The following is a 22,504-nucleotide window of genomic DNA, read 5'->3' on the forward strand; positions in this document are numbered from 1 at the left end:
AGCTACCCCTCCCCAGCCCTCCCCTTGGCTACGCCAAAGGGAGGGGGCGTAGTGGCGCGGCCGGCGCGGCCGGGGGGGTGGCCGGCCCCGCCCCACGCCACCCCCCCCCCCCCCCCCCCCCCCGCGCGCCCCCCTTGGGGGGGGGGGGGGGGCCCCCCCCCGGGGGGGGGGGGGCCCCCCCGCGCCCCCCCCCCGGCCGCCCGGGCCGCGCCACTACAAAAACAAAAAAGCCCGGCATTGCCGGGCTTCTTCTTTGATCGTCGCTCATCCTTACTTGAACAGCGTGTCCGGGTATTCCGGCTTCTGCTCACGGGCCAGCAGCTGCTGCAGACCTTCGGACGGGCTCAGTTCGCCATGCAACACCGACTGCACCGCCTTGGAGATCGGCAGGTCGATGCCGTGGCGGTCGGCCTGACGCATGACTTCATCGGCGGTCTGTACCGATTCCACCACCTGGCCGATTTCCTTCACTGCGTCGGGCAGGCTCTGGCCGCGGCCGAGTGCCAGACCCAGGCGACGATTACGCGACAGGTCGCCGGTGCTGGTCAGCACCAGATCGCCGAGGCCAGCCAGGCCCATCAGGGTTTCCGGCTTGCCACCGATGGCAGCCGCCAGCCGCAGCATTTCGTTGAGGCCGCGGGTGATCAGGCCGGCACGGGCATTCAAACCCAACTGCATGCCATCGGCCACGCCGGTTGCCACTGCCAGCACGTTCTTCATCGCCCCGCCCAGCTCGGCACCGACCATGTCGTCACCGGTATAGGCGCGGAACGCCGGGCCGTGCATGGCGTCGGCAACCTGCTGGGAGAATCCGTCGTCATCACCGTGGACGGTGATGGCGGTGGGCAGGCCCAGGGTGACTTCCTTGGCGAAGGACGGGCCGGTGACGACGGCCAGCGGCACGTCCGGGCCCAGCACTTCACGCGCTACTTCATGCAGGAAACGGCCTGAGCCGGGCTCGAAGCCCTTGGTTGCCCAGGCCACGCCTGCCCCGGCCGGCCGTAGCGGCGCCAGCGTGCGCACGGTTTCGGCAAAGGCATGCGAAGGCACCACCACCAGGATCCAGTCTGCCCCGGCAACGGTGGCAGCCAGGTCGGTGCTGGCGCGCAAGGATTCTGGCAAGGGAATCCCCGGCAGGTACCGGGGATTCTCATGACGCTGATCAATCGCCTCGACTACCGCTGCATCACGTCCCCACAGCACGGTCGTATGACCGTGCCGGGCCAACAGGGTGGCCAGCGCGGTGCCCCAGGAGCCCGCGCCAAGAACGGCGATTTTTTCTGCGTCGTTCGTACTCATACGGAAGCGCAGACGCCGATCAGGCGTTGCCAGCCGGCTCGGAATCAGCCAGCGAGGCTTCGCCCTGCTGCTGACGCTGACGCAGGGTTTCGGCGTACAGGCCTTCGAAGTTGATCGGCTGCAGGTAGAACGGCGGGAAGCCGCCAGCCTGGATCAGGTCCGACACCATCGAGCGCACGTACGGGAACAGGATGTTCGGGCACTGGGTGCCGAGCAGCACGTCGATTGCCTGCGGCTCCAGGCCGATCAGGCCGAACACGCCAGCCTGCTCGACTTCGGCCACATAGGCGGTCTTGTCGCCGGCCTTGCAGGTCAGGGTCACGCCCAGCACCACTTCAAACGCGGTGTCGGACAGGCGCTGCACCTTCTGGTTCAGGTTCAGCTGCAGGTCCGGCTGCACGTTCTCGTTGAAGATCGCCGGCGAGTTCGGGGATTCGAAAGAGACGTCCTTGACGTAGATCTTCTCGATGGTGAAAGCCGGGCCGGTAGCGGATTCGTCGGCCGGGACTACGCCGTTGGTGTTCTCTTCGGACATTGCTCAAGACTCCAGAACAGATTGTTCATTGAATGGGATTAGTACAAGACCAGCGATGGGGGCGGTTGCCCACCGACACAAGCCCTGTCTGAAAATTTGCTGACTCAGTTGCGACCTTTGACCAGCAGCAGGTCTGCCGCCTGCCATGCCGGCAGGCCGCCATCGAGCACATATACCTGCTCGAAACCGGCTTTCTTCAGCGCTTTTGCCGCTGTTGCCGAGGCATTGCCGGTACGGCACAGCAACACCACCGGGCTCTGCCTGGCGTTGGCCAGCAGCTTGTGGGAGGCGTTCAACTGTGCCGGCTGCACATTGCGGCTACCGGCAATATGACCCTTCTCGAAGTCGGCGGCCGCCGACAGATCGATCACGGTCGTACCGCCGGCATTGATCATATGGGTCAATTCAGACGGCTTGAGCGACTTGTAGCCACGGAACAGGCGCGCGACCTCGGTGGCAATGATGGCCACCGTCAGGCCGACCAGGGCCAGCGACAGCATCGGATTTCGGCCGGCGAAAGCCAGCAACTCTTCGTAATTCACTCAGGTCACGGGTCGATAAGAGGGCATGGATTGTCGCACAGCCGGTGAAAATGCAGCCATTGCCTCATTGGCCCTGCCAAAGATCGGGCAAACCGGCCGCCTGCCACCAGCGCTTGGCCTCTGGATCCCAGCGCCAACGCTCGTTCACCATCACCAGCCGTTCGGCCTGGGTGTTGCGGTTGATCACGCCCATTTCCACCCGCCGCTCGATGCTGCCATCGGCGCCGGCAGCTACCGAACGCTCTCGGTAGCTGGACACCTGGATCTGCCGGTAGCGCTCGCGCTGCAGGTCGGTGATCGGGCGCTGCTGCAGGTACTGCGGGTCGATGAAGCCTTCCGCCTTGTCAAAATCGCCCCAGCGCACCGCCGCCACATAGGCGTCCTGGGTCGGCACCAGCTTGTTGCGCTGTGCCCGGCTTGGGCCGTCAGCCTGGGCGCTGCCGGCTGCCAGCAGCAACACGACAAGCGCGGACTTGAACAGATTTCGGTACATGCAGGCCCCCTCGGTGATGGCCGATCTTAGCCTTTGCCGAGGGCAACAAAACGCCCCTCGAACTCGGCCGCGCCGCCTTCGATCGCCGCGCGCACGGTCACCCGCGCACGTCCGCGTTTGCTGAACAGCGTCAGGAAGTCATCCCAGTCCTGCTCCGGCGCCAGCCGTGCGGTCGCCAGCAGGTCGCCGTACACCGGCGCGCGGTAGCGGATATTGCTGTCCGCCACATAGACCTCGGCCTGCCTGCCCGCCATCGCCAGGCGCATGCTGACCAGCGCCCAGCCCGACAGTGTCATCACCGAGGCCAGGCTGCCGCCAAAGGCATTGCCCTTGTCATTGACGTTGGCATCCAGCGGCGCCTGCATGCGCAGCACGCCATTGTCATAACCGGCAATGCGGATGCCCATCGCTGCAACCGGCGGCATTGCCGAGAGAGTGCGCTGAAGCTGTTCCAGCAACACAGGTTCATCAATATGTTCGGACATGGAAGACAACGAAAAACGGAAAGCGCCCGCATAATGCATGGAATGAACCGCCCCGCCTATGTGCCAGCCGACACGGTCTGGCATCTCATCTCGATGCGTCCGCAAGGGCAACACGACACCCTGCGCAGCGCAGCGGCGCGTTTGGGTGCACGTACGCTGGCGTTGTCACCCTGGCGGCTGCAGATGCGTACCGACGAGGCCACCCGCGAGCAGCTGAACGCAGCGCGTACATGCGACCGGCTGGTATTCACCAGCCCTGCCGCTGCCGAAGCCGCTGCACGGTTGTTGCCGCTGGCCGAGTTTCCTGCGGGCAGCCTGATCGCCGTTGGCGAAGGCACCGCGCGGGCATTGCGGCGGCGCGGCGCGACGGACGTGCAGGCGCCAACCCGGATGGACAGCGAAGGCCTGCTGGCCTTGCCCGCCATGCAGCAGCTGCGCGGCCTGCGCGTGGCCCTGGTCACCGCACCCGGTGGCCGCGGCGTGATTGCCGCCCAGGTGCGCGAACGCGGCGCCAGCCTGCAACGCATTGATGTCTATGAGCGGCTGCCGCTGCCGGTCAGCAAGGCCACCATTGCCCGCCTGCAGGCACTGCCCAGCCCGTATGTTGTGGCGATAAGCAGCGGTGAAGCGCTGCAGACGGTATTGCCGTATCTGCCACCTGCCTTGTTGCAGCAATGGCAGCAGGCCGCAGCGGTGGCAGCCAGCGAACGGCTGGCCGCACTTGCCACCGCGCTTGGCTTCCACAACGTGAGCCTTGCCGCCGGGCCCCTGCCTGCACAGCTGGCCAGCGCCGCCCACGCCGCGCTTTTCCCTGCCGCAGGCTGAGCCCGCCAGCAACGGCGACTTGCAGGCATGCAGCGCGCGGGCGATGCTTTGCCTGCACCAATTGCGTGGTCACCCTTGTGTCGTGGCCTCGCCCGCCAAGGATGTTGCCCCCCGATGAATGATGTCGCACCCGTTCAACCGCGCCGCCCACTGCGCTGGCTCCTGCCTTTGATTGCAATCGCCGCGCTGGGCGCCGCTGGCTGGTTTGGCTGGCACAGCTGGCAGGTCCGCCAGCAGCAGGCGGACCTGGCCCGCGACAGCGCCATCCAGCAGCTCAGCGCCGTGCAGCAGGGGCTGGAAGCCCTGCGCCGCGACCAGCGCGCCAATGCCCGCAGCATCCAGGACGCCGCCGCCACCAACCGTGTGCTGCGCGACGAAGTACTGGGGCTGAGCCAACGCAACGCCTTGCTGGAAGAAAACCTCGCCCAGTTGGCCGACAGCTCGCGCCAGGGCGCGCAGGCCGTGCGCCGCGAAGAAGCCGAACTGCTGCTCAACCAGGCCCAGCAACGGCTGACCTTTGCCGGCGACCTGGACGGCGCGCGCCGCCTGTATGCGCTGGCCGCCAGCGCGCTGGAGGGCATCGACAGCCCGGACTACCTCAACCTGCGCCAGGCGCTGATCCAGGAGCGCAATGCGCTGGACGCACTGGGCCCGGGCGTGCGCGCCCGCACCGCTGCCCAGCTCGAACAGTGGTCCAGTGAACTTGAACGCCTGCCCGAACACCTGCAGGTGCCGGCCGACAGCCAGCAACCGTGGTGGCAGCAGATGCTGTCGCCGTTGGTACAGATCCGCCCGGCCGACGGCAAGGTATTGGTCGCCCGCTCCGAGCGCATCGCCGCCAATGATTCGCTGCAGATCGAGCTGAGCCTGGCCCGCGCCGCCCTCGAACGCGGCGACGACAAGGCCTGGCAGCAGGCGCTGGGCCGCTGCGATGGCTGGCTGCAGCGGCTGTGGCCGGATTCGCCGCAACGTCAGCAGCGCCGCCGTGAACTGCGCGAAATGCGCGACGTGGAACTGCGCCCCAACCTGCCCGAGCTCGGCAGCACCCTGCAGCAACTGCGCAGCACGCGCACCGCCAAGGACGCACCATGAAGGCTTTCCGCTCCCTGTTGCTGGTACTGCTGGTCGCCGCTGCCGGCATCTTTGGCGCGCAGTGGCTGGGACAGGAATCCGTGCGTGCCCTCGGTGAAGTGATCGTCCGCGCCGGCGACCACGACTACATCGCCACCTTGCCGCAGGCCGCGTTGGCAATCCTGATCGCCGCGTTGCTGTTGTGGCTGCTGTGGTCGCTGGTCAGCACCCCGTTCCGCGCCTGGGCACGGCACCGCCGCAAGCAGGGCCGCGCGCGCCTGATCGATGGCCTGCAGGCACTGGATAACGGCCAATGGCAACGCGCCGAAAAACTGCTGCAGAACGCCGCAACCGAGAAAGCCGTGCGCCCGATCGCGCTGGTCGCCGCAATGCGCGCGGCTGAAGCACGCGAGGACAACAGCAGCGCCGGCCAGCACCTGCAGCAGCTGGCGGACGCCGATCCGCACCTGCATGCGCTCCACAGCGCCGAGCGCTGGCTGCAGCTGGACAAGCCGCTGGAAGCGATCAACGCGCTGGACCTGCCCGCGCTGCAACCGCTGCCGCCACGTGGCCTGTGGTTGCGTACCGAGGCACTGCAACGCGCCGGTCGTGCCGAAGAGGCGTATGGCCAGCTGGGCGCGCTGCGCCAGCAGCAGGTGCTTCCGCCGAGCACCGTTGCCGGACTGGAAACCAAGCTCGCCCTGCAGATGCTCGACGAGGCCAGCGACGTCAATGAACTGGCTGCGCGCTGGGAAGTCCTGCCCAAGTCGCTGCGGGTCAGCCCACAGGCGGTATCGCACTATGCACAGCGGGCGGTGGCGCTGAACTGGACCGACGTTGCCCTGCGCAGCATCGAGCAGACGCTGGACAGCCACTGGGACGAAGCCTTGGTCAGCTTGTACACGCAGCTGCCGGTGGAGAAGTTCGACTCACGCCGCGCCAGCGCACAGCGCTGGCTGCAGTCGCATCCCTCCAGCCCTGCCCTGCTGCTGGGGCTGGCACGCATGGCGGCGGGCCAGGGCCAATGGTCGCAGGCCGAGGAGTTCCTGCACCGGGCCATTGCCCAGGATGCCGGTGCCGATGCCTGGGAAGCACTGGGCGAGGTGTTTGCTGCACAGAATGAGGAAGCGCTGGCCACGCAGTGCCTGCTCAACGCGGTGCGCCAGCGTCGCGGGCAGGCGCCTTCACCGATCCAGCGCCGCGACCTGCGCCAGCAGATCCAGGACCAGGCCGTGGCCGAAGAGCGCGATGCGCATGGTCTCCCGCGTCTGCCGGGTTGAACACCTGCACAAACCCAGCAGCACATTCCGTAACGAGCCGTAATGAACATACCTCCGGATATCCACGCGCGCGTGGTCGCGCTGACCGACGCCATCCTCAATGCCAGCGAAGATGGCGAGGAAGACGCCAGCGCTTCGCTGTATGCGCAGCTGCACGCCTACTGCGATTCAATCGCCGCTGCTGGCCGCGATCATCCGTTCCTGTGGGAAACGCTGGCCGACTTCACCGGCGATGACCATCTCGCCATCGAGCACTACAACCACGCCTTGCTGCTTGCCAGCGCAGCGCAGGCGATCAGCTACGAAGCCTCGATCCATCTGGCGCTGGCCGAACGTCATTCCAACCTGGGCGATGTTGCCGCCGCCCAGCATCACGCGCTTCGCGCAGATGCATTGGCGCAACGTACAGATGACCTGCCGTTGCGCCAGGCCATCAGCCAGTTCCTGCTGGATCACGCGCAAGCGAGCGACGAGGACTGAGCTGGCGCTGCCTGACGTGGGCGAATTTTCTCCCCGGGCTGCTGCGTAGCTCGCTGCCAACCTAGTCGCGGCGATACGGATAGCGTGGCAGGCGCGCCAGGAACGCCGGTGATACACCGCGATATACAGCCAACGACACATCGATCTTCCTGGGCTTGAGTATCTGCATGCCGATCAGGCCCCACAGCACCATCACCAGAAACGTCAGTATCCCCAGGCCGATCACCACGCCACTGTCGAACAGAAAACAGCCGAACAGCGGCACCAGCGACGCCCACGCCATCAGAATGAAGTTCAGCCGCCGCTTGCGATGCGCCGAACACAGACCGACGTTGTGCACCGCCGTCTTGCGCACCGCCAATGCGGCAATCAGATAGACCAGGAAGTGCAGCAGGATCAGCAGATACAACCACGGCGAATGCCAGTAGAACTTGCGTTGGCGGTACTCCAGCGCCGGTTTCCCGCACTTGACGCAGTAGCGCGGCAGATCGCTATGCGGCAGCGCCAGCAGCTGATCACCATCGCGCCAGCAGGTGCCGTTGTCCGGGTTGGTGTTGGCGAGCGGTGGCGGCAAGGCCTCCGGCGCGGCATATGGGTTGAACTCATCCATTGATTACGTCCCCTGTGAGATTCGAACGGGCCGCCTCCCGAGCGACCCGCACCTGCGCCGTTGGCGTGGCGGCGCAGTATGCGGCAACGGATTCTGCCGATGAAAGGTCGATCAGAAGCTTGCCCGTTGAGCCGTCTGGAAGCTGTGCCGCTCAGCGCCGCCCCTGCCGGGGCTTGGCGTCAGCTGCATCACCCTCGGCGGCCGCATCTACAGCCATTCCCCCAGCATAAGCTGCATCAGCTGCTGCATCGGCTGCTGCCGCGGCAGCATCTGCCGCGGCAATGGCCACATCTGCTGCGACGGCCGCTGCATCTGCAGCTGCTTCTACTGCAGCCGCTGCCGCTTCGACTGACGCGTCGGCCGCCGTTGCAGCAGTATCTGCTGCCGCCTGAGCTGCCAGCGCTGCTGCCTCTGGCGAAATATCCGGTGTGCCGGCATTGCGCGCAGTTGATCCCTCGGTCGCCTCTTTGGCTGGAGGCGCATTCGCATCCACCGCCATGGTGTTCATCGCGCTGTTGTCAGCAATCAGCTGCAGCTGCTGTGCGATCTCGGCGACGTATTGGCGACGTGCACGTTCGCGATCCTGCGCAAGCACCAGCCGCTCCGGCAGCGGCTGCAGGCGCTCGAAGCGCGCACGCGCGGCATCGAAGCGCGACAACCTGCGTTCCCATTCGCCCAACAGCATCTGGCAGTACAGCCAGGACTCATCGCGTTCGGCGGCGGCGCGCGCATCAGGGCATTGCTGGGCAACGGCCACTGATGCCGCCTGCACATAACGCGGGTATTGCTCCGGCGATGCCTGCCAAGTCGCGCTCTGCAGCACCCCGGCACGGTCTTTCAGCGGCGCATCGACTGCCTCGAACAGGCGCGCCAGCAACCAGTAGCTGGTTTCCGTGCCGCGCATGCGCTGGTACTCGTCGCTTTCGACCACCGTCGTCAGGCGCTTGATCTCGTCAGCGCTGTAGTCGTCCTTGTAGATGACGAAGCCATTGCCAGGACAGGACACCAGCGGCCACGGCGATTGGATGGCGCCATGCAAACGCCCGTCGAGGAAGTGGCCGAACGCGGTGCCCGAGCCCATTTCCTGCGCACTGAAGCGCTCACCGCCAATCGGGCAGACATGCTCCACTTTCATGAAGGTCATCGCAGCAGCCGGTGCTGCCCATCCTGCCAACAGCACAGCCAAACCAATCGCGATGCGCTTCATGCCCTACCCCCGTCCTTTGGTGAGCAGACAATAGGGGGCCCGGGCCGGGCCCCGCAAGGGCCTTGTAGTGCCGACCCATGGTCGGCAAGGGGCATTACCGGGAAAGCCTCTGCCGAGCATGGCTCGGCACTACAAACAGCGCATCAACGCTCAACAATAGCGACCACTCCGTAGTGCCGACCCATGGTCGGCAAGGGGCATTACCGGGAAAGCCTCTGCCGAGCATGGCTCGGCACTACAAACAGCGCGTCAACGCTCGACGATGGCGACCACGCCCATGCCGCCGGCGGTGCAGATCGACACCAGCGCGCGGCCGCCGCCGCGTGCAGCCAGTTCCTTGGCCACGGTGCCGATGATGCGGGCGCCGGTGGCGGCGAACGGGTGACCGGTGGCCAGCGAAGAGCCCAGCGGGTTGATCTTGGCCGGATCGATGCGGCCCAGCGCTGCATCCAGGCCCAGGCGGTTGCGGCAGTAATCCTCGCTTTCCCAGGCGCTCAGCGTGCACAGCACCTGCGCGGCGAAGGCTTCGTGGATTTCGTAGATATCGAAATCCTGCAGGGTCAGGCCATTGCGCTTGAGCATTTCCGGCACGGCGGTGGTCGGCGCCATCAGCAGGCCTTCGCCATGCACGAAGTCCACGGCTGAAACCTGCGAATCACGCAGATAGGCCAGCGGCTCGTGGCCATGCGCGCGCGCCCACTCTTCGCTGGCCAGCAGCACCGCGGCGGCGCCATCGGTCAACGGGGTGGAGTTGGCGGCGGTCAGGGTGCCGCGGCCAGAGGCCTTGTCGAAGGCCGGCTTCAAGGTGGCCAGCTTTTCCAGCGAGGTATCCGGACGCAGCACGTTGTCGCGCTCGACGCCGCGGAACGGTGCGATCAGGTCGCTGAAGAAACCGCGCTCGTAAGCGGCAGCCAGCTTCTTGTGCGAAGACACCGCCCATTCGTCCTGCGCTTCACGCGAGATGTTCCATTCCTTGGCCATGTCCTCGCAGTGGTCGCCCATGCTCTTGCCGGTGCGCGGCTCGGCCACGCCCGGGAACTCTGGCTTGAGCTCGGAGAACTTGAAGCCCTTGAGCAGGGTACGGATCTTGTCGCCGGTGCTCTTGGCACGGTTGGCGGCCAGCAGGCGCGCACGCAGCTTCTTGCCATAGACGATCGGCACGTCGGAGGTGGTGTCCGAGCCACCGCCGATGCCGGACTCGATCTGCCCCAGGGCGATCTTGTTGGCGACGGTGATGATGCTGTCCAGCGAGGTACCGCAGGCACGTTGCAGGGTGATGCCCGGGGTCAGCGGCGACAGGCCGGACGACAGCGCGGCCTCACGGCCCAGGTTCCAGTCGCTGGGATGCTTGATCACCGCGCCCATCGCTACTTCGCCCAACTGCTGGCCGTGCAGGCCGAACCGTTCAACAAGTGCCCCAAGCGTACGGACCGACATACCGAGATTGCCAACGTCCGAATAAGCGGTGTTCTGACGGCAGAACGGAATGCGGACACCACCGAGGATGGCGACGGGACGAGCGCTGGGCATGCGGGTACCTGACATGGGAAAGAGTGTTCAAAGTGGCCTGCACGCGATAGCAGGCATAATGGCGTTGAGTGTAGCTTCGAGGCCGTGATGGGCCAACCGCGAATCATGAGCAATTCAAACCCCGACGTGAACGCCCTTGGCGTAGTGGCATTGGAACTGGCTGGCGGCGAGCAGCCCGGCAAGGCGGCCCTGGGCTCCGAGCAGGCCGGCGAACTGGCGGCACTGATCGGCCGCGACCTGACCAAGTTGGTCCCGCAGGTCAGCGAACTGGACCTGGTTTTCGCCGCCGCGCATTTCGACCCGGCCGAAGTGCTGCGTCCCGGCCTGCCCATTCATCGGCGCCTGGAAGAACTGCAGATGCGCGCCCCCGGCCGCAACCACGGTGCGCGCCTGCTGGCGTTTGGTGCCGATGCCAACGGCGAGATTCCGCTGCCACTGCAAGCCGACCCGGCGCTGACCGGCGGTGCGCTGCGGCTGCTGCCGTTCGTGCTGGCTGGCGGTGAAGCGGCGGTGCGCGCTGAAGTGCGTGATGCGCTGGAAGACGTGCTGCTGGCCAATGGCATGGCACAACCAGACACCGCGCTGCTGGCACAGAACAGCTTCGCCGCACAGATCGAACACGCGCGCTATTTCACCGTCAACGACCTCGCCGCGATGATGGCCATGCAATATGACAACCAGGGCTTGGCAGATCTGTGGCCAATACTGGAAACGGCGATGTTCGCGCCGAACGAAGAACAATGGCTGGAAGCATCGCCTGAACCGCTGCTGCGCTATGTCGGCGGCGAAGTGCGGATGGCCTTGTTTGATCCGGCCGGCTGGTGCGCGCACTACGCGCAGGACAAGAACGACTGTGATCGCCTGCAGCGCGTGTACGAGCAGTACATGATGCGCCAGCGGCAGATGGCCGCCGTATTGGAAGCGCATGGCATCGATGTGCTGTATGTGCACGTGCATGCCGGACAGGATGCAAAGACATTGCTGGCGCATTGAAGCAAGAAACAGCGCCACCGGGCTACGGCACTGATTTTTTGTGGGAGCGGCGTTAGCCGCGAAGCAAGCGCATCATCAGATGGCATACTCACCAAGAGCTTCAGCGAAGTAAGCTGACTTCGCTGAAGCTCTTGGTGAGTATGCCATCTGATGATGCGCTTGCTTCGCGGCTAACGCCGCTCCCACAAGGGCGTAGCCCAGGCTAGTGCAGGACAACAACAAAGGGCCGCTTGCGCGGCCCTTTGTTGTTGCTGTGTTGCATCTACTAGTTCCTCGTTCCTGGCGACTAGTTCCTGGCTTCAAGGGACCTTGGTGATCACCGCACACGCAAGGCGTGCACCGGCATTACCGGTGGGTTGGGTCTTGTAGTCATCCGGGTCGGCGTGGACGATCAGGCCGCGGCCAACAATGTCGAAACCATCACCAACACCAACGTTGACGTTGCTCGCCACCGGGCCATCGATATGCGCGTTGCCCTGCGCGTCGGCCTTGATGTTGGGCATGTCACCGCCGTGATGCATCGCGGCGCTGATGCTGCCGTGCTCGCTGCTGCCCGGATTGAAATGGCCACCAGCGCTGGTGCCGTCCGGCGCGCTGCAATCGCCCTTTTCGTGAATGTGGAAGCCGTGCTCGCTGTCCGGCTTCAAGCCGGTGATATCGCCGCTGGCGCGCAGCTGGCCATCAACCAGGCTGAAGTTGATGGTGCCGGCGACGGTGCTGTCCTTGGTCGGCTGCAACTGTGCAGTCGCAATCGGCTTGGCCATTTCCGGCGGTGCAGCCGGGTCGGCAACCGGTGTGGTGGCCGCTGCAGCAGCGACGGTATCGGCCGGCGCGGCATCGGGCTCGGCGCCCTTGTTGCAGGCGGTCAGGGCCAAGGCGCTGGCGAGGAACAAGCTGGTATGGATCAATCGCATCTGGGTAACTCCCTTGCTGGTCTGGATCGAATCGGTAGTTGCGTGCTCAGGGGCACGCTCAGCGCACCACACGGATCAGCGCACAGGCGACGCGCGCACCGGCATTGCCGGCCGGTTGGCTGCGGTAATCATCGGCCGAGGCATGTACCACCAGTGCGCGCCCAGCGACGTCGTTTGCAGCACCACCGCCGAGGGTAACGCCGCGAAGATGAACGTCCACGTTTGCCACGCCTTTGGCATCGGCCTGCAGGTTGTCCATGTCGCCGGCATGGTGCGCGCCGGCAGCGGCGCGGCCGTGCTGCTGCATGCCTGGGTTGAAGTGGCCGCCGGCGCTGCTGGCATCCATCGCGCTGCAGTCACCCTTTTCGTGTACGTGGAAGGCCGCCTGTTGGCCGCGCGGCAGGCCACCAATCACGCCGGTGATGTGTACGCCACCGGCTTCCGGCACCAGCGCGAGGCGGCCACTGACCAGGCTTGCCGAGGCCGGCGCCAGATTGGCCTCGGCCATCTTGGCGGTGCTGACCGTGGCCACCGGCAGCGGGGCCTCGGCCTTGGGTGCAGGCGTGGAACCGCAGGCGCTGAGCAGCAGCGCTGCAGCGACGGCGGCGGTAACGGGTAGCAGGATGCGCATCGATATCTCCTTGCAACAGAACGAACAGGCAGGTGCCGCGCTCAACTACCGCGACGACGGCCAGGCCCAAGTTTGCGGGTAACGGTGTTACGGCCAAGTCCGAGCCGGGCTGCGGCATCGGCACGGTGGCCGTCGGTGAAATCCAGTGCCACGTCCAGCAGCACGTTGTCCAGGCGCTCGCGTGCCTCGGCATGCAGGCCACTGGCACCTTCGGCCAGGCGCTGCCTGGCCCATGCCGCCAAGGCCTTGTCCCAGTGTTGTGGGGCGACCGCTGCGGTGCTGCCGGTGGCACGCCCGCCACGGTTCAATGCAGCCTGCACGTCCTCGGCCGATACCGTATCGGCGACCGCCAAGGCAGCCAGGCGCCAGCAGACGTTCTCCAGTTCGCGGACGTTGCCCGGCCATTGGTGTTCGCGCAGCGCTTTCACCGCAGCCACCGACAAGCGCTTGGGCGGCATATCGAGCCGGCGCGCGGCATTGGCAAGGAAGTTCTCGGCCAGTTGCGGCACATCGCCCAGACGCTCGCGCAGCGGCGGCAGTAACAAGCGCACCATGTCCAGCCGGTGCAACAGGTCGGCACGGAAGCGGCCCTGTTCGACCAGCGTTTCCAGATCCTGGTGGGTGGCTGCGACCACGCGCACATCGACGCGGATCAGCTCGCGGCCACCAACGCGGAAGAACTCGCCCTCGGCCAGCACGCGCAGCAATCGCGTCTGCAGCGCCAGCGGCATGTCACCGATCTCATCGAGGAACAGGGTGCCGCCGTCGGCCTGCTCGAAGCGGCCGATGTGGCGCTTGGTCGCGCCGGTGAAGGCACCTGCTTCATGCCCGAACAATTCGCTTTCCAGCAGCTCGGCCGGGATCGCGGCAGTGTTGAGTGCGACGAACGGGCCTTTGGCGCGCGGTGACTCGCGGTGCAATGCGGTCGCCACCAACTCCTTGCCGGTGCCGGTCTCGCCGTTGATCAATACCGACAAGGGCGCCTGCGCGAGACGGCCGATGGCGCGGAACAGCGCGCGCATGGCGGGTGTGTCGCCGATCAGCTGCGGCGGGCCTTCTTCTTTCTTGGCCAGCGCAGGCAGGGCTGCAGGTGCGGGCAGCTCCTCGGCTTCAGGCAGCGCGCGCCTCGCCAGTTCCACGGCATCGTCCAGATCGAAGGGCTTGGACAGGAACTCATGCGCGCCGCCGCGGAATGCGCCAGCGGTGCTCGCCACGTCGGTATAGGCCGACATCACGATTACCGGCAGCTGCGGATGTGCGGTCTTGAGCTTGTCCAGCAACACCAGTCCATCATCACCAGGCATGCGGACGTCGGTGAACAACAGATCCGGTACCGGTTGCAGGGCCATCGCGGCCAGTGCGGCGGCAGCGCTGTCGAAGCCTTCCACCGTATAACCGGCGTCGCGCAGTGCGGTGGTCAATACGAAACGTACCGAGCGATCGTCATCGACTACCCAGACGGTCGCGGCCTGTGTGGACTTATGCATCGCCCGCCTCCGGCGCTTCCTCGGCGGCAGGCAACGGCAGCAGCACGGTGAACACGGTGTGGCCGGGGCGCGAGCGGTAACTCAAGGTGCCGCGGTGCTCACGGGCGACCTGCTGGGCCAGGGCCAGGCCAAGCCCAGTGCCTTCGGCGCGACCACTGACCAGCGGCAAGAACAGGTGCTCGGCCAGTTCTTCCGGCACGCCACGGCCGTCATCGGCCACTTCCAGCCGCAGGGCCAGCGCATAAGGCTGCTCGGCGATGCGCAGGCCGTGCTCGACGCGGGTGCGCAGGGTGACGCTGGTGGCGCCGGCCTGGATGGCGTTGCGGACCAGATTCAACAAGGCCTGGGTGAGGCGGTCGCCATCGCCGGGGAACTCGGGAATGCTGGGGTCGTAGTCGCGCAGCAGGCGCACCGACCAGCCGGCCTCGTTCTCGACCAGACGCAGCACCCGTTCCAGCGCAGCGTGGATGTTCAACGGCGCATGCGGGCGCTGTGGGGCCGGCGACAGCAGCTGTTCCAGCAAGGTATTGAGGCGCTCGATCTCGGCGCCGATCAGTTCGATCAGCTCGCGTTCGTCGGCATCGCGCCCGCTCGCGCGCCGTGCCAGCAGCTGGGCGGCGCCTTTCAGGCCGGCCAGCGGATTGCGCAGTTCGTGGGCCAGGCCTTTCAAGGCCGCACTGAACGCGCCGGGTAAGACCTGCGCAGGGTCGGCACCCTGGAACTCGTCCACCGGATGCGCTTCCAGCAGCCAACCGCCCTGCTCCACCGCGCTCAACCAGCCGTCAGCGAAGCGCGGGGTCTCTCCTGGCAGCGCCAAGGTCAGCCGCGGCAGGCGGGTCAGGTCGGTGGCCGGGTTGGCCAGACGCTGCGCCAAGGCCTCGCCCTGCGCCTCCAGCGACACCAGTGGCTGGCCAAGCAGACGCCGCACGCTCACCCCCAGCCAGCGGCAGAACGCGGGATTTGCCCCTTGGATGCGTCCGTCCACGCCACTCCAGACCAACGGCGTGGCCAGCAATTCCGGGGTGGGCGAGAACTCTACGTCGGTCATTGCACCAATATAGTGCAAAGCAGACCGGTCACTGCTTCTGCTGCAGCAGGGAATAGAGGATGCGGGCGTCTTCGGCGTCGAGTTCGGCGGGCAGGCTGTCGCTGCCACGGAACCGACGGTGGAAGGCGCGCGCAGCGGCAGCGCGGTCATCCAGCGCGTAACCGAAGGCCTGCATCGCCATCCAGCTGTCGAAACCAGCAGGCGCCGCGCCGTGCTTCGGGTCCGGCCACAGGCCGAAGCCGGCTGCGGCCAGCTGCTGCCACGGGAAGTAACGGCTGGGGTCGGCCTTGCGGGTCGGGGCCAGGTCGGCGTGGCCGATGATCTGGCTGCGCGGGATGTTGTAGCGCTTGCAGAGATCATCGAGCAGGCGCAGCAGGCTGGCGATCTGCGGCTGGGTGAACGGGCTGTCGCCGTTGTTGTCGATCTCGATGCCGATCGAAGTGGAATTGAGATCGGTGAAACCGCCCCAGCGGCCACCACCGGCATGCCAGGCGCGTTCGCCATCGGCCACAAGCTGGTAGAGCTCACCATCGCTGCCGACCAGGTAGTGCGAGCTGACCTTGCCACCGCTGTTGGCGCTGCGCAGCGTGTCCAGGCTCTCCTGCACCGAGTCCTGCTCGGTGTGGTGCAGCACGATCAGCACCGGCTGGCGGTCGTTGTAGTTCGGCGACGGCACCCATTGCGCGAGCGGATTGCGCTCCGGTGTGGAGGTACAGGCAGTCAGCGTGGCCAACAGGGCGAGCGGCATCAGCAGTTTGGTCTTCATGTAGGCCATTGCACGTTGCCGGGCGTGGCTTTGCAAGTGCGCTCGGGCATGGAACGACAACTGGACCGATGACGGCGGCGATGTGGCTTGCTTGCATTGGAGGGCCTGCTCAGGGAGTTGGGGAGCCGAGGTGATGCCGGCACGGAACATGCGCTGCATGTTCAAAACGCTTTCCGCTGGGGATGGCTGGCCGATGTGGCTAGGCTATGCAGATGGGTGGTTCGTCAATCTGCTGGAGCGGCAATGCGTGATTCACTGAAACAGAAGATCATTGCGGTCTGCGATGCCAAGATCGCGGCGAAGGGGGCGACGGTTGGGTTGTCGTTCTATGCGTTCTTCGCCAATCGCAATGACGATCCGGCGCTACTGATGGAAGCGGCTACGTGGTGGATATCGATCCATCGGCTGGATCACTTCGAGAAGGCGGAAAAGGTGAAGGCCTTAGTGTTGGCCGAGGGTCTGTAGTGCCGCGCCATGCTCGGCAGTGGCCTTACCGGTAATGCCTCAAAAGCTGCCCTCACCCCAACCCCTCTCCCGCTTTGCGGGAGAGGGGCTTGAAGCGAAAAGCGGGAGAGCGGGAGAGCGGCGTTGAGAGCTTAGGCCTCGTACGCCGATTCGCCGTGGGTGGTGACGTCCAGGCCGGTGCGCTCGGCTTCTTCGCTGACGCGCAGGCCAACCAGGGCACGGACCACCAGCAGGATCACGGCGGTAACCACGGCCGACCACAGCACGGTGAAGCCAACGCTGACCACCTGCACCCACACCTGGTGGCCGATATCCAGGTCAACCTTGGTGCCGCCCAGCGACTGTGCGCTGAACACGCCGGTGAGGATGGCGCCGACAATGCCGCCCACGCCATGCACGCCGAATACGTCGGCAGTGTCGTCGGCCTTCAGCAGGCGCTTCAAACCAGTCACGCCCCAGACGCATACGATGCCGGTGACAAAACCAATCACGATGGCACCGAGCGGACCGACAGTGCCGCATGCGGGGGTAACGCCGACCAGACCAGCCACGGCACCGGAAGCTGCACCAAGCGCTGACGGATGGCCCTTGGTGACGGCTTCGACCAGCGTCCAGCCCAGCACGGCTGCTGCGGTTGCCAGCACGGTGTTGATGAAGGCCAGCGAGGCCACGGTGTCGGCGGCGGCGGCGGAGCCAGCGTTGAAGCCGAACCAACCCACCCACAGCAGCATCGCGCCAATCCAGGTCAGCGGCAGGTTGTGCGGCTTCAATGCGGTCTGGCCATAGCCCAGGCGCTTGCCGACGAACCATGCGGCAACCAACCCGGCAACACCGGCATTGATATGCACCACGGTGCCACCGGCAAAATCGATCGCGCCCATCTCACCGAGGTAACCACCACCCCATACGATATGCGCCATCGGGATGTAGCTCAGGGTGAACCACAGCGCCGAGAACAACAGCACCGCGCGGAACTTGATGCGCTCGGCGAAGGCGCCGACGATCAGCGCGGTGGTGATGCCGGCGAAGGTCGACTGGAAGGCGACGAACAGGAAGTCCGGCAGGCCGGCGATCGGCGTATTACCCACCGAGTCCGGGGTGAAGCCCTTGAGGAAGGCGAATTCGGTGAAGGAGCCGAAGAACTGGTTGCCCGCACTGAACACCGCGCTGTAGCCGTAGGCCACCCACAGGATCAGCACCAGCGAGAACACCACCAGCACCTGGCTGAGCACCGACAACACGTTCTTGGCACGCACCAGGCCGCCATAGAACAAGGCAAGGCCCGGCACCACCATCATCAGCACCAGCAAGGTGGCAGTGAGCATCCACGCCACGTCGCCCTTGTCGAAGCTGGGTGCGGCGACTGCTTCAGCTGCAGGTGCGGCGGCTGCATCTGCAGCCGGCGCGGCTGCCACTTCAGTGACAGTGGCAGGCGGCGCCTGCGTGTCCTGTGCCCAGGCACTGCTGGAAAACATGCCCAGCAGCATCGCGGTGAGCATGAAAGACAGGCACAGGCCTCCGAGCCGGGCTTTCAACCCGGTGAAAAATTCCGTTCGCATTGTCGACTCCGGTTATGGGGGTGGAACCTGCCAGCGACCTGTTGTCACCTGGCGGTCGCTGCCGCCGGAGGACGGGTCGGTAGCGGGTTCTTAAAGCGCGTCGGCGCCTGTTTCGCCGGTGCGGATACGCACCACTTGTTCAAGCGCGGTAACGAAGATCTTGCCGTCACCGATCTTGCCGGTGCCAGCTGCGCCCTGCAGGGCTTCGATCACCGCCTCGACGTTGTCGTCGGTGACAGCGGTTTCAATGCGGATCTTGGGGAGGAAATCGACGACGTATTCGGCGCCACGGTACAACTCGGTGTGGCCTTTCTGCCGCCCAAAGCCCTTGACCTCGGTGACGGTGATGCCGGAAACGCCTGCGGCGCCCAAGGCTTCACGCACTTCGTCGAGCTTGAATGGACGGATGATCGCGGAGATTAATTTCATGCGCATGTCCCGATGTGGAGGAGACCGGCCTGCGGCTGCGGGCCGGCATCGTGTCTTCCACCGGCCGATGGGTGGCCGCTGGCTGTTGCGCCGAACGCATCATGGGCTTGGCTGTTGCCACCGGCATTGCTGCCGGCGACCGCAACCACGCGGGAGGGAGGAATGGCCCATGCCGCGCGCTCGGATTCTCTTGCCCCTGCAGGTGTGCTGCTGGCTGTTGCTTCGCCTGTGTGCTCCCCAGCAACAAAGGCGGCGGCGATGAACGCGGATGGGAGGGGGAGGGTCCACGCCACCGCCGCCTAAAAACAGCTAGTAACTACACCTGGTGTTGCCGGCGGCCAGCGCGATGCGATGGCCGCCGTTACATCAGCTTGTTGACTCAGCTTGCGTAGTACAGCTGGTATTCGAGCGGGTGGGTCGCTGCGCGGAACGCAGTGACTTCCTTCATCTTCAACGCGATGTAAGCATCGATGAAGTCGTCGCTCATCACGCCGCCGGCCTTGAGGAACTCGCGGTCCTTGTCCAGCGCTTCCAGTGCCTGGTCCAGCGAGGAACAGACCTGCGGAATCAGCTTCTCTTCTTCCGGCGGCAGGTCGTACAGATCCTTGTCGCTCGGTGCGCCCGGGTCGATCTGGTTCTTGATGCCGTCCAGGCCGGCCATCATCAGCGCGGTGAAGGTCAGGTAGCCGGACTGGATCGGATCCGGGAAACGCATTTCGATGCGGCGTGCCTTCGGGTTGGACACCCACGGAATGCGGCACGACGCCGAACGGTTGCGGGCCGAGTACGCCAGCATCACCGGTGCCTCGAAGCCCGGGACCAGGCGCTTGTAGCTGTTGGTGCCGGAGTTGGCGAACGCGTTGATCGCACGGGCGTGCTTGAAGATGCCGCCGATGTACCACAGCGCCATCTGGCTCAGGCCGCCGTAGCCGTCACCGGAGAACAGATTGGTGCCGCCCTTGGCCAGCGACTGGTGCACGTGCATGCCGCTGCCGTTGTCGCCGACCAGCGGCTTGGGCATGAAGGTGACGGTCTTGCCATTGCGGTGGGCGACGTTCTTGATGACGTGCTTCATGCGCTGCAGTTCGTCAGCCTTGGTCACCAGGGTGTTGAACTTGGCGCCGATCTCGCACTGGCCGGCGTTGGCCACTTCGTGGTGGTGCACTTCGACCTCGATGCCGACCTTTTCCAGCACCTTGCACATCTCGGCGCGGATATCGTGCAGCGAATCGGTCGGCGGCACCGGGAAGTAACCACCCTTCACCGCCGGACGGTAGCCGGTGTTGGTGCCGTCGTAGCTCTTGCCGGTATTCCAGGAACCTTCTTCGGAGTTGATCTTGTAGAAGGTGTTGCCCATGTCATTGGCGAACTGCACCGAATCGAAGATGAAGAACTCCGGCTCCGGGCCGAAGAACGCCAGATCGGCGATGCCCGAGGATTTCAGGTACGACTCGGCGCGCTTGGCGATGCCGCGCGGGCAGCGGCCGTAGCCCTGCATGGTGGCCGGGTCGAGCACGTCGCAGGTCAGCACCAGGGTCGGGTCGGCGTAGAACGGGTCAACGTAGGCGCTGTCAGCGTCCGGCATCAGCACCATGTCCGACTCGGCGATGCCCTTCCAACCGGCGATCGAGCTGCCATCGAACATCTTGCCTTCTTCAAACAGGGTCGGTTCGATGATCGAAGCCGGGAAGGTCACGTGCTGCTCGATGCCACGCATGTCGACGAAACGCAGGTCGATGAACTCGATCTGGTTGTCCTTGATCAGCTTCTCAACGTTTTCCAGGGACATCGGGTGAAACCTCGGATGGATGAAGAATGTGTGTATTAAAGCAAACCCCGTGCCAACTTTTTAAACGCCGTAAGTACATGATTTAAATAGGCAATTGTTGCACTTGCACCTTTATGTGCGCACCACATTGGTGCAACTAGTGCGTCATGCACCGTTCGGGTGCGAAATGCACAATGGACTATGCTGTGCTCGACTCCTCTCAATCCGCTTCCATGTCCGACCTGCTCTCCGCCCTGCTCCTTGGCATCCTCGAAGGCCTCACCGAATTCCTCCCGATCTCCAGCACCGGCCACCTGCTGATCGCCCAGCATTGGCTGGGTGAGCGCTCGGATTTCTTCAACATCATCATCCAGGCCGGCGCCATCATCGCCGTCACCCTGGTGTTCCGGCAGCGGCTGTGGTCGCTGGCCACCGGCTTGCACCAACGCGAGAACCGCGACTACGTGATAAAGCTGGGCGTGGCCTTCCTGGTCACCGCGCTGGTCGGCCTGCCGGTACGCCTTGCCGGCTGGGAATTGCCCGAAACCGTTACCCCGGTAGCCTGGGCACTGGTCATCGGCGGCATCTGGATGCTGGTCGCCGAGCGTTTTGCCGCACGCATGCCCGACAGCGAGACGGTTACCTGGAAAGTAGCCATCGCCGTTGGCCTGGCGCAGGTGGTGGCCGGGGTCTTCCCCGGCACCTCGCGTTCGGCCGCAGCCATCTTCCTGGCCATGTTGCTGGGCCTGAGCCGGCGCTCGGCGGCCACCGAGTTCGTTTTCCTGGTCGGCATCCCCACGATGTTCGCCGCCAGCGCCTATGCCTTCCTGGAACTGGCCAAGGACGGCAAGCTCGGCAGCGAGAACTGGACCGACGTCGGCGTCGCCTTCGCCGCCGCCGTGGTCACCGGTTTCATTGTGGTCAAATGGCTGTTGAGCTATATCAAGCGTCATTCCTTCAGCGGCTTCGCCCTGTATCGGATCGCCTTGGGCATCGGCCTGCTGTTGTTTTTGCCTGCTGGAAACTGAATGCGTCACTGCGGAGTTGACCCCGGCGTCCGCGCCGGCCCGTTTATCGCCCTGAATCTTTCCACGCTCCCAAGGAGTTCCAAATGAAGCGCATCCTCCTGTTGGCCCTGCCGTTCGCCCTGATGACCGCCTGCAGCAACCCGCCGGCCGCCAAGGACGCCACCGATACGGCCGCTCCTGCAGCCACTGCAGCCGCCGCCGCGCCTGCCGCTGCAACGGCGAACATCGACGCCAGCCAGCTCGGCGCCAACCATTGGCTGCTGGACAACGCCGTGGACGCGGGCGGCAAGCGCATCGATGGCCTGTTCGTGCAGGCTGACAAGCCGCTGACCCTGGACTTCAAGGACAACCGCCTGTCGGTCAGCAATGCCTGCAACAACATCGGCGGCGGTTACACGCTGGACGCCGGTGCCCTGACCGTCGGCAACCTGATGTCCACCAACAAGGCCTGCCAGGGCCCGCTGATGGCGGTCGACGGCCTGATCAGCGAGCGCCTGCAGGGCAAGCTGACCGTGCGTGCGCTGGATGCCTCGGCACTGACCCTGGTCACCGCTGCCGGCGATGTGCTGAGCTTCCGCGCCGAGCCGACCGCCGAAACCCGCTACGGCGGCCCGGGCGAGACGGTGTTCATGGAAGTTGAGCCGCAGACCAAGCCCTGCCCGCACCCGCTGATGAAGGACGCCACCTGCCTGCAGGTGCGTGAGGTGAAGTACAACGAGCAGGGCCTGGAACAGGGCAAGCGCGGTGAGTTCACCAACTTCTACGGCAACATCGAGGGTTATACCCACGAGCCGGGTGTGCGCAACGTGCTGCGCCTGAAGCGCTACCAGATCAAGAACCCGCCGGCAGATGCACCGTCGCAGGCCTATGTGCTGGACATGGTGGTGATGTCGGAAATGGCGAAATAAGCCATCAGCGTTGAACAAACAGAAAGGGCGCCGCGAGGCGCCCTTTCTGTTTTGCGGGTTTGTAGGAGCGGGGGGGGGGGGGGGGGGGCGGGGGGGTGGTAGGGAGGGGGTGGGGGGGGGGGGCGGGGGGGCGCAAACAAGAGAAGCACGA

At 65.4% G+C, this 22,504-nt stretch carries 24 protein-coding genes; 8 read left to right on the top strand and 16 right to left on the bottom strand.

The features are described 5' to 3' along the window. Positions 1-270: 270 nt before the first annotated feature. The 5 genes from ACVOLV_RS17685 to ACVOLV_RS17705 form a co-directional block, all read right to left on the bottom strand. Entirely contained in the window at positions 271-1,299 is a 1,029-nt protein-coding gene (locus ACVOLV_RS17685; RefSeq protein WP_481555496.1) for an NAD(P)H-dependent glycerol-3-phosphate dehydrogenase, read from the bottom strand. A 19-nt stretch (positions 1,300-1,318) separates the two neighbouring features. After that, positions 1,319-1,834: a protein-export chaperone SecB gene (secB, locus tag ACVOLV_RS17690; protein ID WP_481555497.1), complete on the bottom strand. Its 516-nt coding sequence runs from the start codon at positions 1,832-1,834 to the stop codon at positions 1,319-1,321. 104 nt (positions 1,835-1,938) lie between these two features. Next, positions 1,939-2,376 (bottom strand): rhodanese-like domain-containing protein, encoded by a 438-nt coding sequence (locus tag ACVOLV_RS17695; protein WP_481555498.1) that lies wholly within the window; start codon positions 2,374-2,376, stop codon positions 1,939-1,941. Positions 2,377-2,440: 64 nt separating this feature from the next. Further along, a complete protein-coding gene (locus tag ACVOLV_RS17700) occupies positions 2,441-2,869 on the bottom strand; it encodes a hypothetical protein (RefSeq protein WP_481555499.1) in 429 nt (142 codons plus the stop codon). Between the two features lie 26 nt (positions 2,870-2,895). Further along, positions 2,896-3,354, bottom strand: a complete 459-nt coding sequence (locus tag ACVOLV_RS17705) for a YiiD C-terminal domain-containing protein (RefSeq protein ID WP_481555500.1) — start codon at positions 3,352-3,354, stop codon at positions 2,896-2,898. Between the two features lie 42 nt (positions 3,355-3,396). Here ACVOLV_RS17705 and ACVOLV_RS17710 point away from each other — a divergent pair, with 42 nt between their 5' ends. From ACVOLV_RS17710 to ACVOLV_RS17725, 4 genes are all read left to right on the top strand, one after another. Further along, positions 3,397-4,179: a uroporphyrinogen-III synthase gene (locus tag ACVOLV_RS17710; protein ID WP_481555501.1), complete on the top strand. Its 783-nt coding sequence runs from the start codon at positions 3,397-3,399 to the stop codon at positions 4,177-4,179. Between the two features lie 114 nt (positions 4,180-4,293). Further along, positions 4,294-5,271 carry a uroporphyrinogen-III C-methyltransferase gene (locus ACVOLV_RS17715; RefSeq protein ID WP_481555502.1) on the top strand — a complete coding sequence of 326 codons (978 nt, stop codon included), beginning with the start codon at positions 4,294-4,296 and terminating at the stop codon, positions 5,269-5,271. Beyond that, on the top strand, positions 5,268-6,530 hold the full coding sequence (locus ACVOLV_RS17720) for a heme biosynthesis HemY N-terminal domain-containing protein (protein ID WP_481555503.1): 1,263 nt from the start codon (positions 5,268-5,270) through the stop codon (positions 6,528-6,530). Before ACVOLV_RS17715 ends, ACVOLV_RS17720 begins: the two co-directional genes overlap by 4 nt. A gap of 42 nt (positions 6,531-6,572) precedes the next feature. Continuing rightward, positions 6,573-7,010, top strand: coding sequence for a hypothetical protein (locus ACVOLV_RS17725; RefSeq protein WP_481555504.1), 438 nt, complete (start codon positions 6,573-6,575; stop codon positions 7,008-7,010). Between the two features lie 61 nt (positions 7,011-7,071). Here the strand turns inward: ACVOLV_RS17725 and ACVOLV_RS17730 are convergent, their stop codons facing one another. From ACVOLV_RS17730 to ACVOLV_RS17740, 3 genes are all read right to left on the bottom strand, one after another. Then, positions 7,072-7,620 (bottom strand): hypothetical protein, encoded by a 549-nt coding sequence (locus ACVOLV_RS17730; RefSeq protein ID WP_481555505.1) that lies wholly within the window; start codon positions 7,618-7,620, stop codon positions 7,072-7,074. 151 nt (positions 7,621-7,771) lie between these two features. After that, positions 7,772-8,827, bottom strand: coding sequence for a hypothetical protein (locus ACVOLV_RS17735; RefSeq protein WP_481555506.1), 1,056 nt, complete (start codon positions 8,825-8,827; stop codon positions 7,772-7,774). Positions 8,828-9,076: 249 nt separating this feature from the next. After that, positions 9,077-10,372, bottom strand: coding sequence for an acetyl-CoA C-acetyltransferase (locus ACVOLV_RS17740; protein WP_303748017.1), 1,296 nt, complete (start codon positions 10,370-10,372; stop codon positions 9,077-9,079). A gap of 90 nt (positions 10,373-10,462) precedes the next feature. Between ACVOLV_RS17740 and ACVOLV_RS17745 the strand changes: the two genes are divergently transcribed. Then, positions 10,463-11,350: a hypothetical protein gene (locus ACVOLV_RS17745; RefSeq protein WP_481555507.1), complete on the top strand. Its 888-nt coding sequence runs from the start codon at positions 10,463-10,465 to the stop codon at positions 11,348-11,350. 299 nt (positions 11,351-11,649) lie between these two features. On the opposite strand, the gene ACVOLV_RS17750 is transcribed toward ACVOLV_RS17745, so the two are convergent. The 5 genes from ACVOLV_RS17750 to ACVOLV_RS17770 are packed head-to-tail and all read right to left on the bottom strand — an operon-like array spanning position 11,650 to position 16,178. Then, positions 11,650-12,264, bottom strand: coding sequence for a superoxide dismutase family protein (locus tag ACVOLV_RS17750; RefSeq protein ID WP_481555508.1), 615 nt, complete (start codon positions 12,262-12,264; stop codon positions 11,650-11,652). 58 nt (positions 12,265-12,322) lie between these two features. Beyond that, positions 12,323-12,895, bottom strand: a complete 573-nt coding sequence (locus ACVOLV_RS17755) for a superoxide dismutase family protein (protein ID WP_481555509.1) — start codon at positions 12,893-12,895, stop codon at positions 12,323-12,325. Positions 12,896-12,936: 41 nt separating this feature from the next. Further along, a complete protein-coding gene (gene ntrC / locus ACVOLV_RS17760) occupies positions 12,937-14,382 on the bottom strand; it encodes a nitrogen regulation protein NR(I) (protein ID WP_481555510.1) in 1,446 nt (481 codons plus the stop codon). Beyond that, positions 14,375-15,430 carry a two-component system sensor histidine kinase NtrB gene (locus tag ACVOLV_RS17765; protein ID WP_481555511.1) on the bottom strand — a complete coding sequence of 352 codons (1,056 nt, stop codon included), beginning with the start codon at positions 15,428-15,430 and terminating at the stop codon, positions 14,375-14,377. The genes ntrC and ACVOLV_RS17765 overlap by 8 nt, the downstream gene beginning before the upstream one ends. 28 nt (positions 15,431-15,458) lie before the next feature. Next, entirely contained in the window at positions 15,459-16,178 is a 720-nt protein-coding gene (locus ACVOLV_RS17770; protein ID WP_481555517.1) for an N-acetylmuramoyl-L-alanine amidase, read from the bottom strand. A 261-nt stretch (positions 16,179-16,439) separates the two neighbouring features. Here ACVOLV_RS17770 and ACVOLV_RS17775 point away from each other — a divergent pair, with 261 nt between their 5' ends. Further along, entirely contained in the window at positions 16,440-16,661 is a 222-nt protein-coding gene (locus ACVOLV_RS17775) for a DUF6500 family protein (RefSeq protein ID WP_481555512.1), read from the top strand. A gap of 131 nt (positions 16,662-16,792) precedes the next feature. Here ACVOLV_RS17775 and ACVOLV_RS17780 read toward each other — a convergent pair whose 3' ends face one another. The 3 genes from ACVOLV_RS17780 to glnA all read right to left on the bottom strand — a co-directional run bounded on the left by ACVOLV_RS17780 (position 16,793) and on the right by glnA (position 20,438). Continuing rightward, positions 16,793-18,220, bottom strand: coding sequence for an ammonium transporter (locus ACVOLV_RS17780; RefSeq protein ID WP_481555513.1), 1,428 nt, complete (start codon positions 18,218-18,220; stop codon positions 16,793-16,795). A 90-nt stretch (positions 18,221-18,310) separates the two neighbouring features. Continuing rightward, on the bottom strand, positions 18,311-18,649 hold the full coding sequence (locus ACVOLV_RS17785) for a P-II family nitrogen regulator (protein ID WP_057627937.1): 339 nt from the start codon (positions 18,647-18,649) through the stop codon (positions 18,311-18,313). A 379-nt stretch (positions 18,650-19,028) separates the two neighbouring features. Then, the gene (glnA, locus tag ACVOLV_RS17790) at positions 19,029-20,438 is read right to left on the bottom strand and encodes a type I glutamate--ammonia ligase (RefSeq protein ID WP_481555514.1); all 1,410 of its coding nucleotides are present in this window, start codon (positions 20,436-20,438) and stop codon (positions 19,029-19,031) included. A gap of 212 nt (positions 20,439-20,650) precedes the next feature. Between glnA and ACVOLV_RS17795 the strand changes: the two genes are divergently transcribed. Together ACVOLV_RS17795 and ACVOLV_RS17800 are read left to right on the top strand one after the other, a co-directional pair. Continuing rightward, entirely contained in the window at positions 20,651-21,445 is a 795-nt protein-coding gene (locus ACVOLV_RS17795; RefSeq protein WP_481555515.1) for an undecaprenyl-diphosphate phosphatase, read from the top strand. Positions 21,446-21,528: 83 nt separating this feature from the next. Continuing rightward, positions 21,529-22,353 carry a DUF4377 domain-containing protein gene (locus ACVOLV_RS17800; protein WP_481555516.1) on the top strand — a complete coding sequence of 275 codons (825 nt, stop codon included), beginning with the start codon at positions 21,529-21,531 and terminating at the stop codon, positions 22,351-22,353. Positions 22,354-22,504 lie beyond the last annotated feature (151 nt).

It is taken from the genome of Stenotrophomonas sp. STEN023 (assembly GCF_056760135.1).

Excerpts from the sequence above, each read along its gene's own strand:
- ACVOLV_RS17725 (WP_481555504.1), top strand. The coding sequence starts at position 6,573 with ATGAACATACCTCCGGATATCCACGCGCGCGTGGTCGCGCTGACCGAC.
- ACVOLV_RS17735 (WP_481555506.1), bottom strand. The coding sequence starts at position 8,827 with ATGAAGCGCATCGCGATTGGTTTGGCTGTGCTGTTGGCAGGATGGGCA.
- ACVOLV_RS17740 (WP_303748017.1), bottom strand. The coding sequence starts at position 10,372 with ATGTCAGGTACCCGCATGCCCAGCGCTCGTCCCGTCGCCATCCTCGGT.
- ACVOLV_RS17715 (WP_481555502.1), top strand. The coding sequence starts at position 4,294 with ATGAATGATGTCGCACCCGTTCAACCGCGCCGCCCACTGCGCTGGCTC.
- ntrC (WP_481555510.1), bottom strand. The coding sequence starts at position 14,382 with ATGCATAAGTCCACACAGGCCGCGACCGTCTGGGTAGTCGATGACGAT.
- ACVOLV_RS17765 (WP_481555511.1), bottom strand. The coding sequence starts at position 15,430 with ATGACCGACGTAGAGTTCTCGCCCACCCCGGAATTGCTGGCCACGCCG.
- ACVOLV_RS17700 (WP_481555499.1), bottom strand. The coding sequence starts at position 2,869 with ATGTACCGAAATCTGTTCAAGTCCGCGCTTGTCGTGTTGCTGCTGGCA.
- secB (WP_481555497.1), bottom strand. The coding sequence starts at position 1,834 with ATGTCCGAAGAGAACACCAACGGCGTAGTCCCGGCCGACGAATCCGCT.
- ACVOLV_RS17750 (WP_481555508.1), bottom strand. The coding sequence starts at position 12,264 with ATGCGATTGATCCATACCAGCTTGTTCCTCGCCAGCGCCTTGGCCCTG.
- ACVOLV_RS17795 (WP_481555515.1), top strand. The coding sequence starts at position 20,651 with ATGTCCGACCTGCTCTCCGCCCTGCTCCTTGGCATCCTCGAAGGCCTC.
- glnA (WP_481555514.1), bottom strand. The coding sequence starts at position 20,438 with ATGTCCCTGGAAAACGTTGAGAAGCTGATCAAGGACAACCAGATCGAG.
- ACVOLV_RS17685 (WP_481555496.1), bottom strand. The coding sequence starts at position 1,299 with ATGAGTACGAACGACGCAGAAAAAATCGCCGTTCTTGGCGCGGGCTCC.
- ACVOLV_RS17775 (WP_481555512.1), top strand. The coding sequence starts at position 16,440 with ATGCGTGATTCACTGAAACAGAAGATCATTGCGGTCTGCGATGCCAAG.
- ACVOLV_RS17705 (WP_481555500.1), bottom strand. The coding sequence starts at position 3,354 with ATGTCCGAACATATTGATGAACCTGTGTTGCTGGAACAGCTTCAGCGC.
- ACVOLV_RS17770 (WP_481555517.1), bottom strand. The coding sequence starts at position 16,178 with ATGCCGCTCGCCCTGTTGGCCACGCTGACTGCCTGTACCTCCACACCG.
- ACVOLV_RS17780 (WP_481555513.1), bottom strand. The coding sequence starts at position 18,220 with ATGCGAACGGAATTTTTCACCGGGTTGAAAGCCCGGCTCGGAGGCCTG.
- ACVOLV_RS17755 (WP_481555509.1), bottom strand. The coding sequence starts at position 12,895 with ATGCGCATCCTGCTACCCGTTACCGCCGCCGTCGCTGCAGCGCTGCTG.
- ACVOLV_RS17745 (WP_481555507.1), top strand. The coding sequence starts at position 10,463 with ATGAGCAATTCAAACCCCGACGTGAACGCCCTTGGCGTAGTGGCATTG.
- ACVOLV_RS17800 (WP_481555516.1), top strand. The coding sequence starts at position 21,529 with ATGAAGCGCATCCTCCTGTTGGCCCTGCCGTTCGCCCTGATGACCGCC.
- ACVOLV_RS17730 (WP_481555505.1), bottom strand. The coding sequence starts at position 7,620 with ATGGATGAGTTCAACCCATATGCCGCGCCGGAGGCCTTGCCGCCACCG.
- ACVOLV_RS17785 (WP_057627937.1), bottom strand. The coding sequence starts at position 18,649 with ATGAAATTAATCTCCGCGATCATCCGTCCATTCAAGCTCGACGAAGTG.
- ACVOLV_RS17710 (WP_481555501.1), top strand. The coding sequence starts at position 3,397 with ATGAACCGCCCCGCCTATGTGCCAGCCGACACGGTCTGGCATCTCATC.
- ACVOLV_RS17720 (WP_481555503.1), top strand. The coding sequence starts at position 5,268 with ATGAAGGCTTTCCGCTCCCTGTTGCTGGTACTGCTGGTCGCCGCTGCC.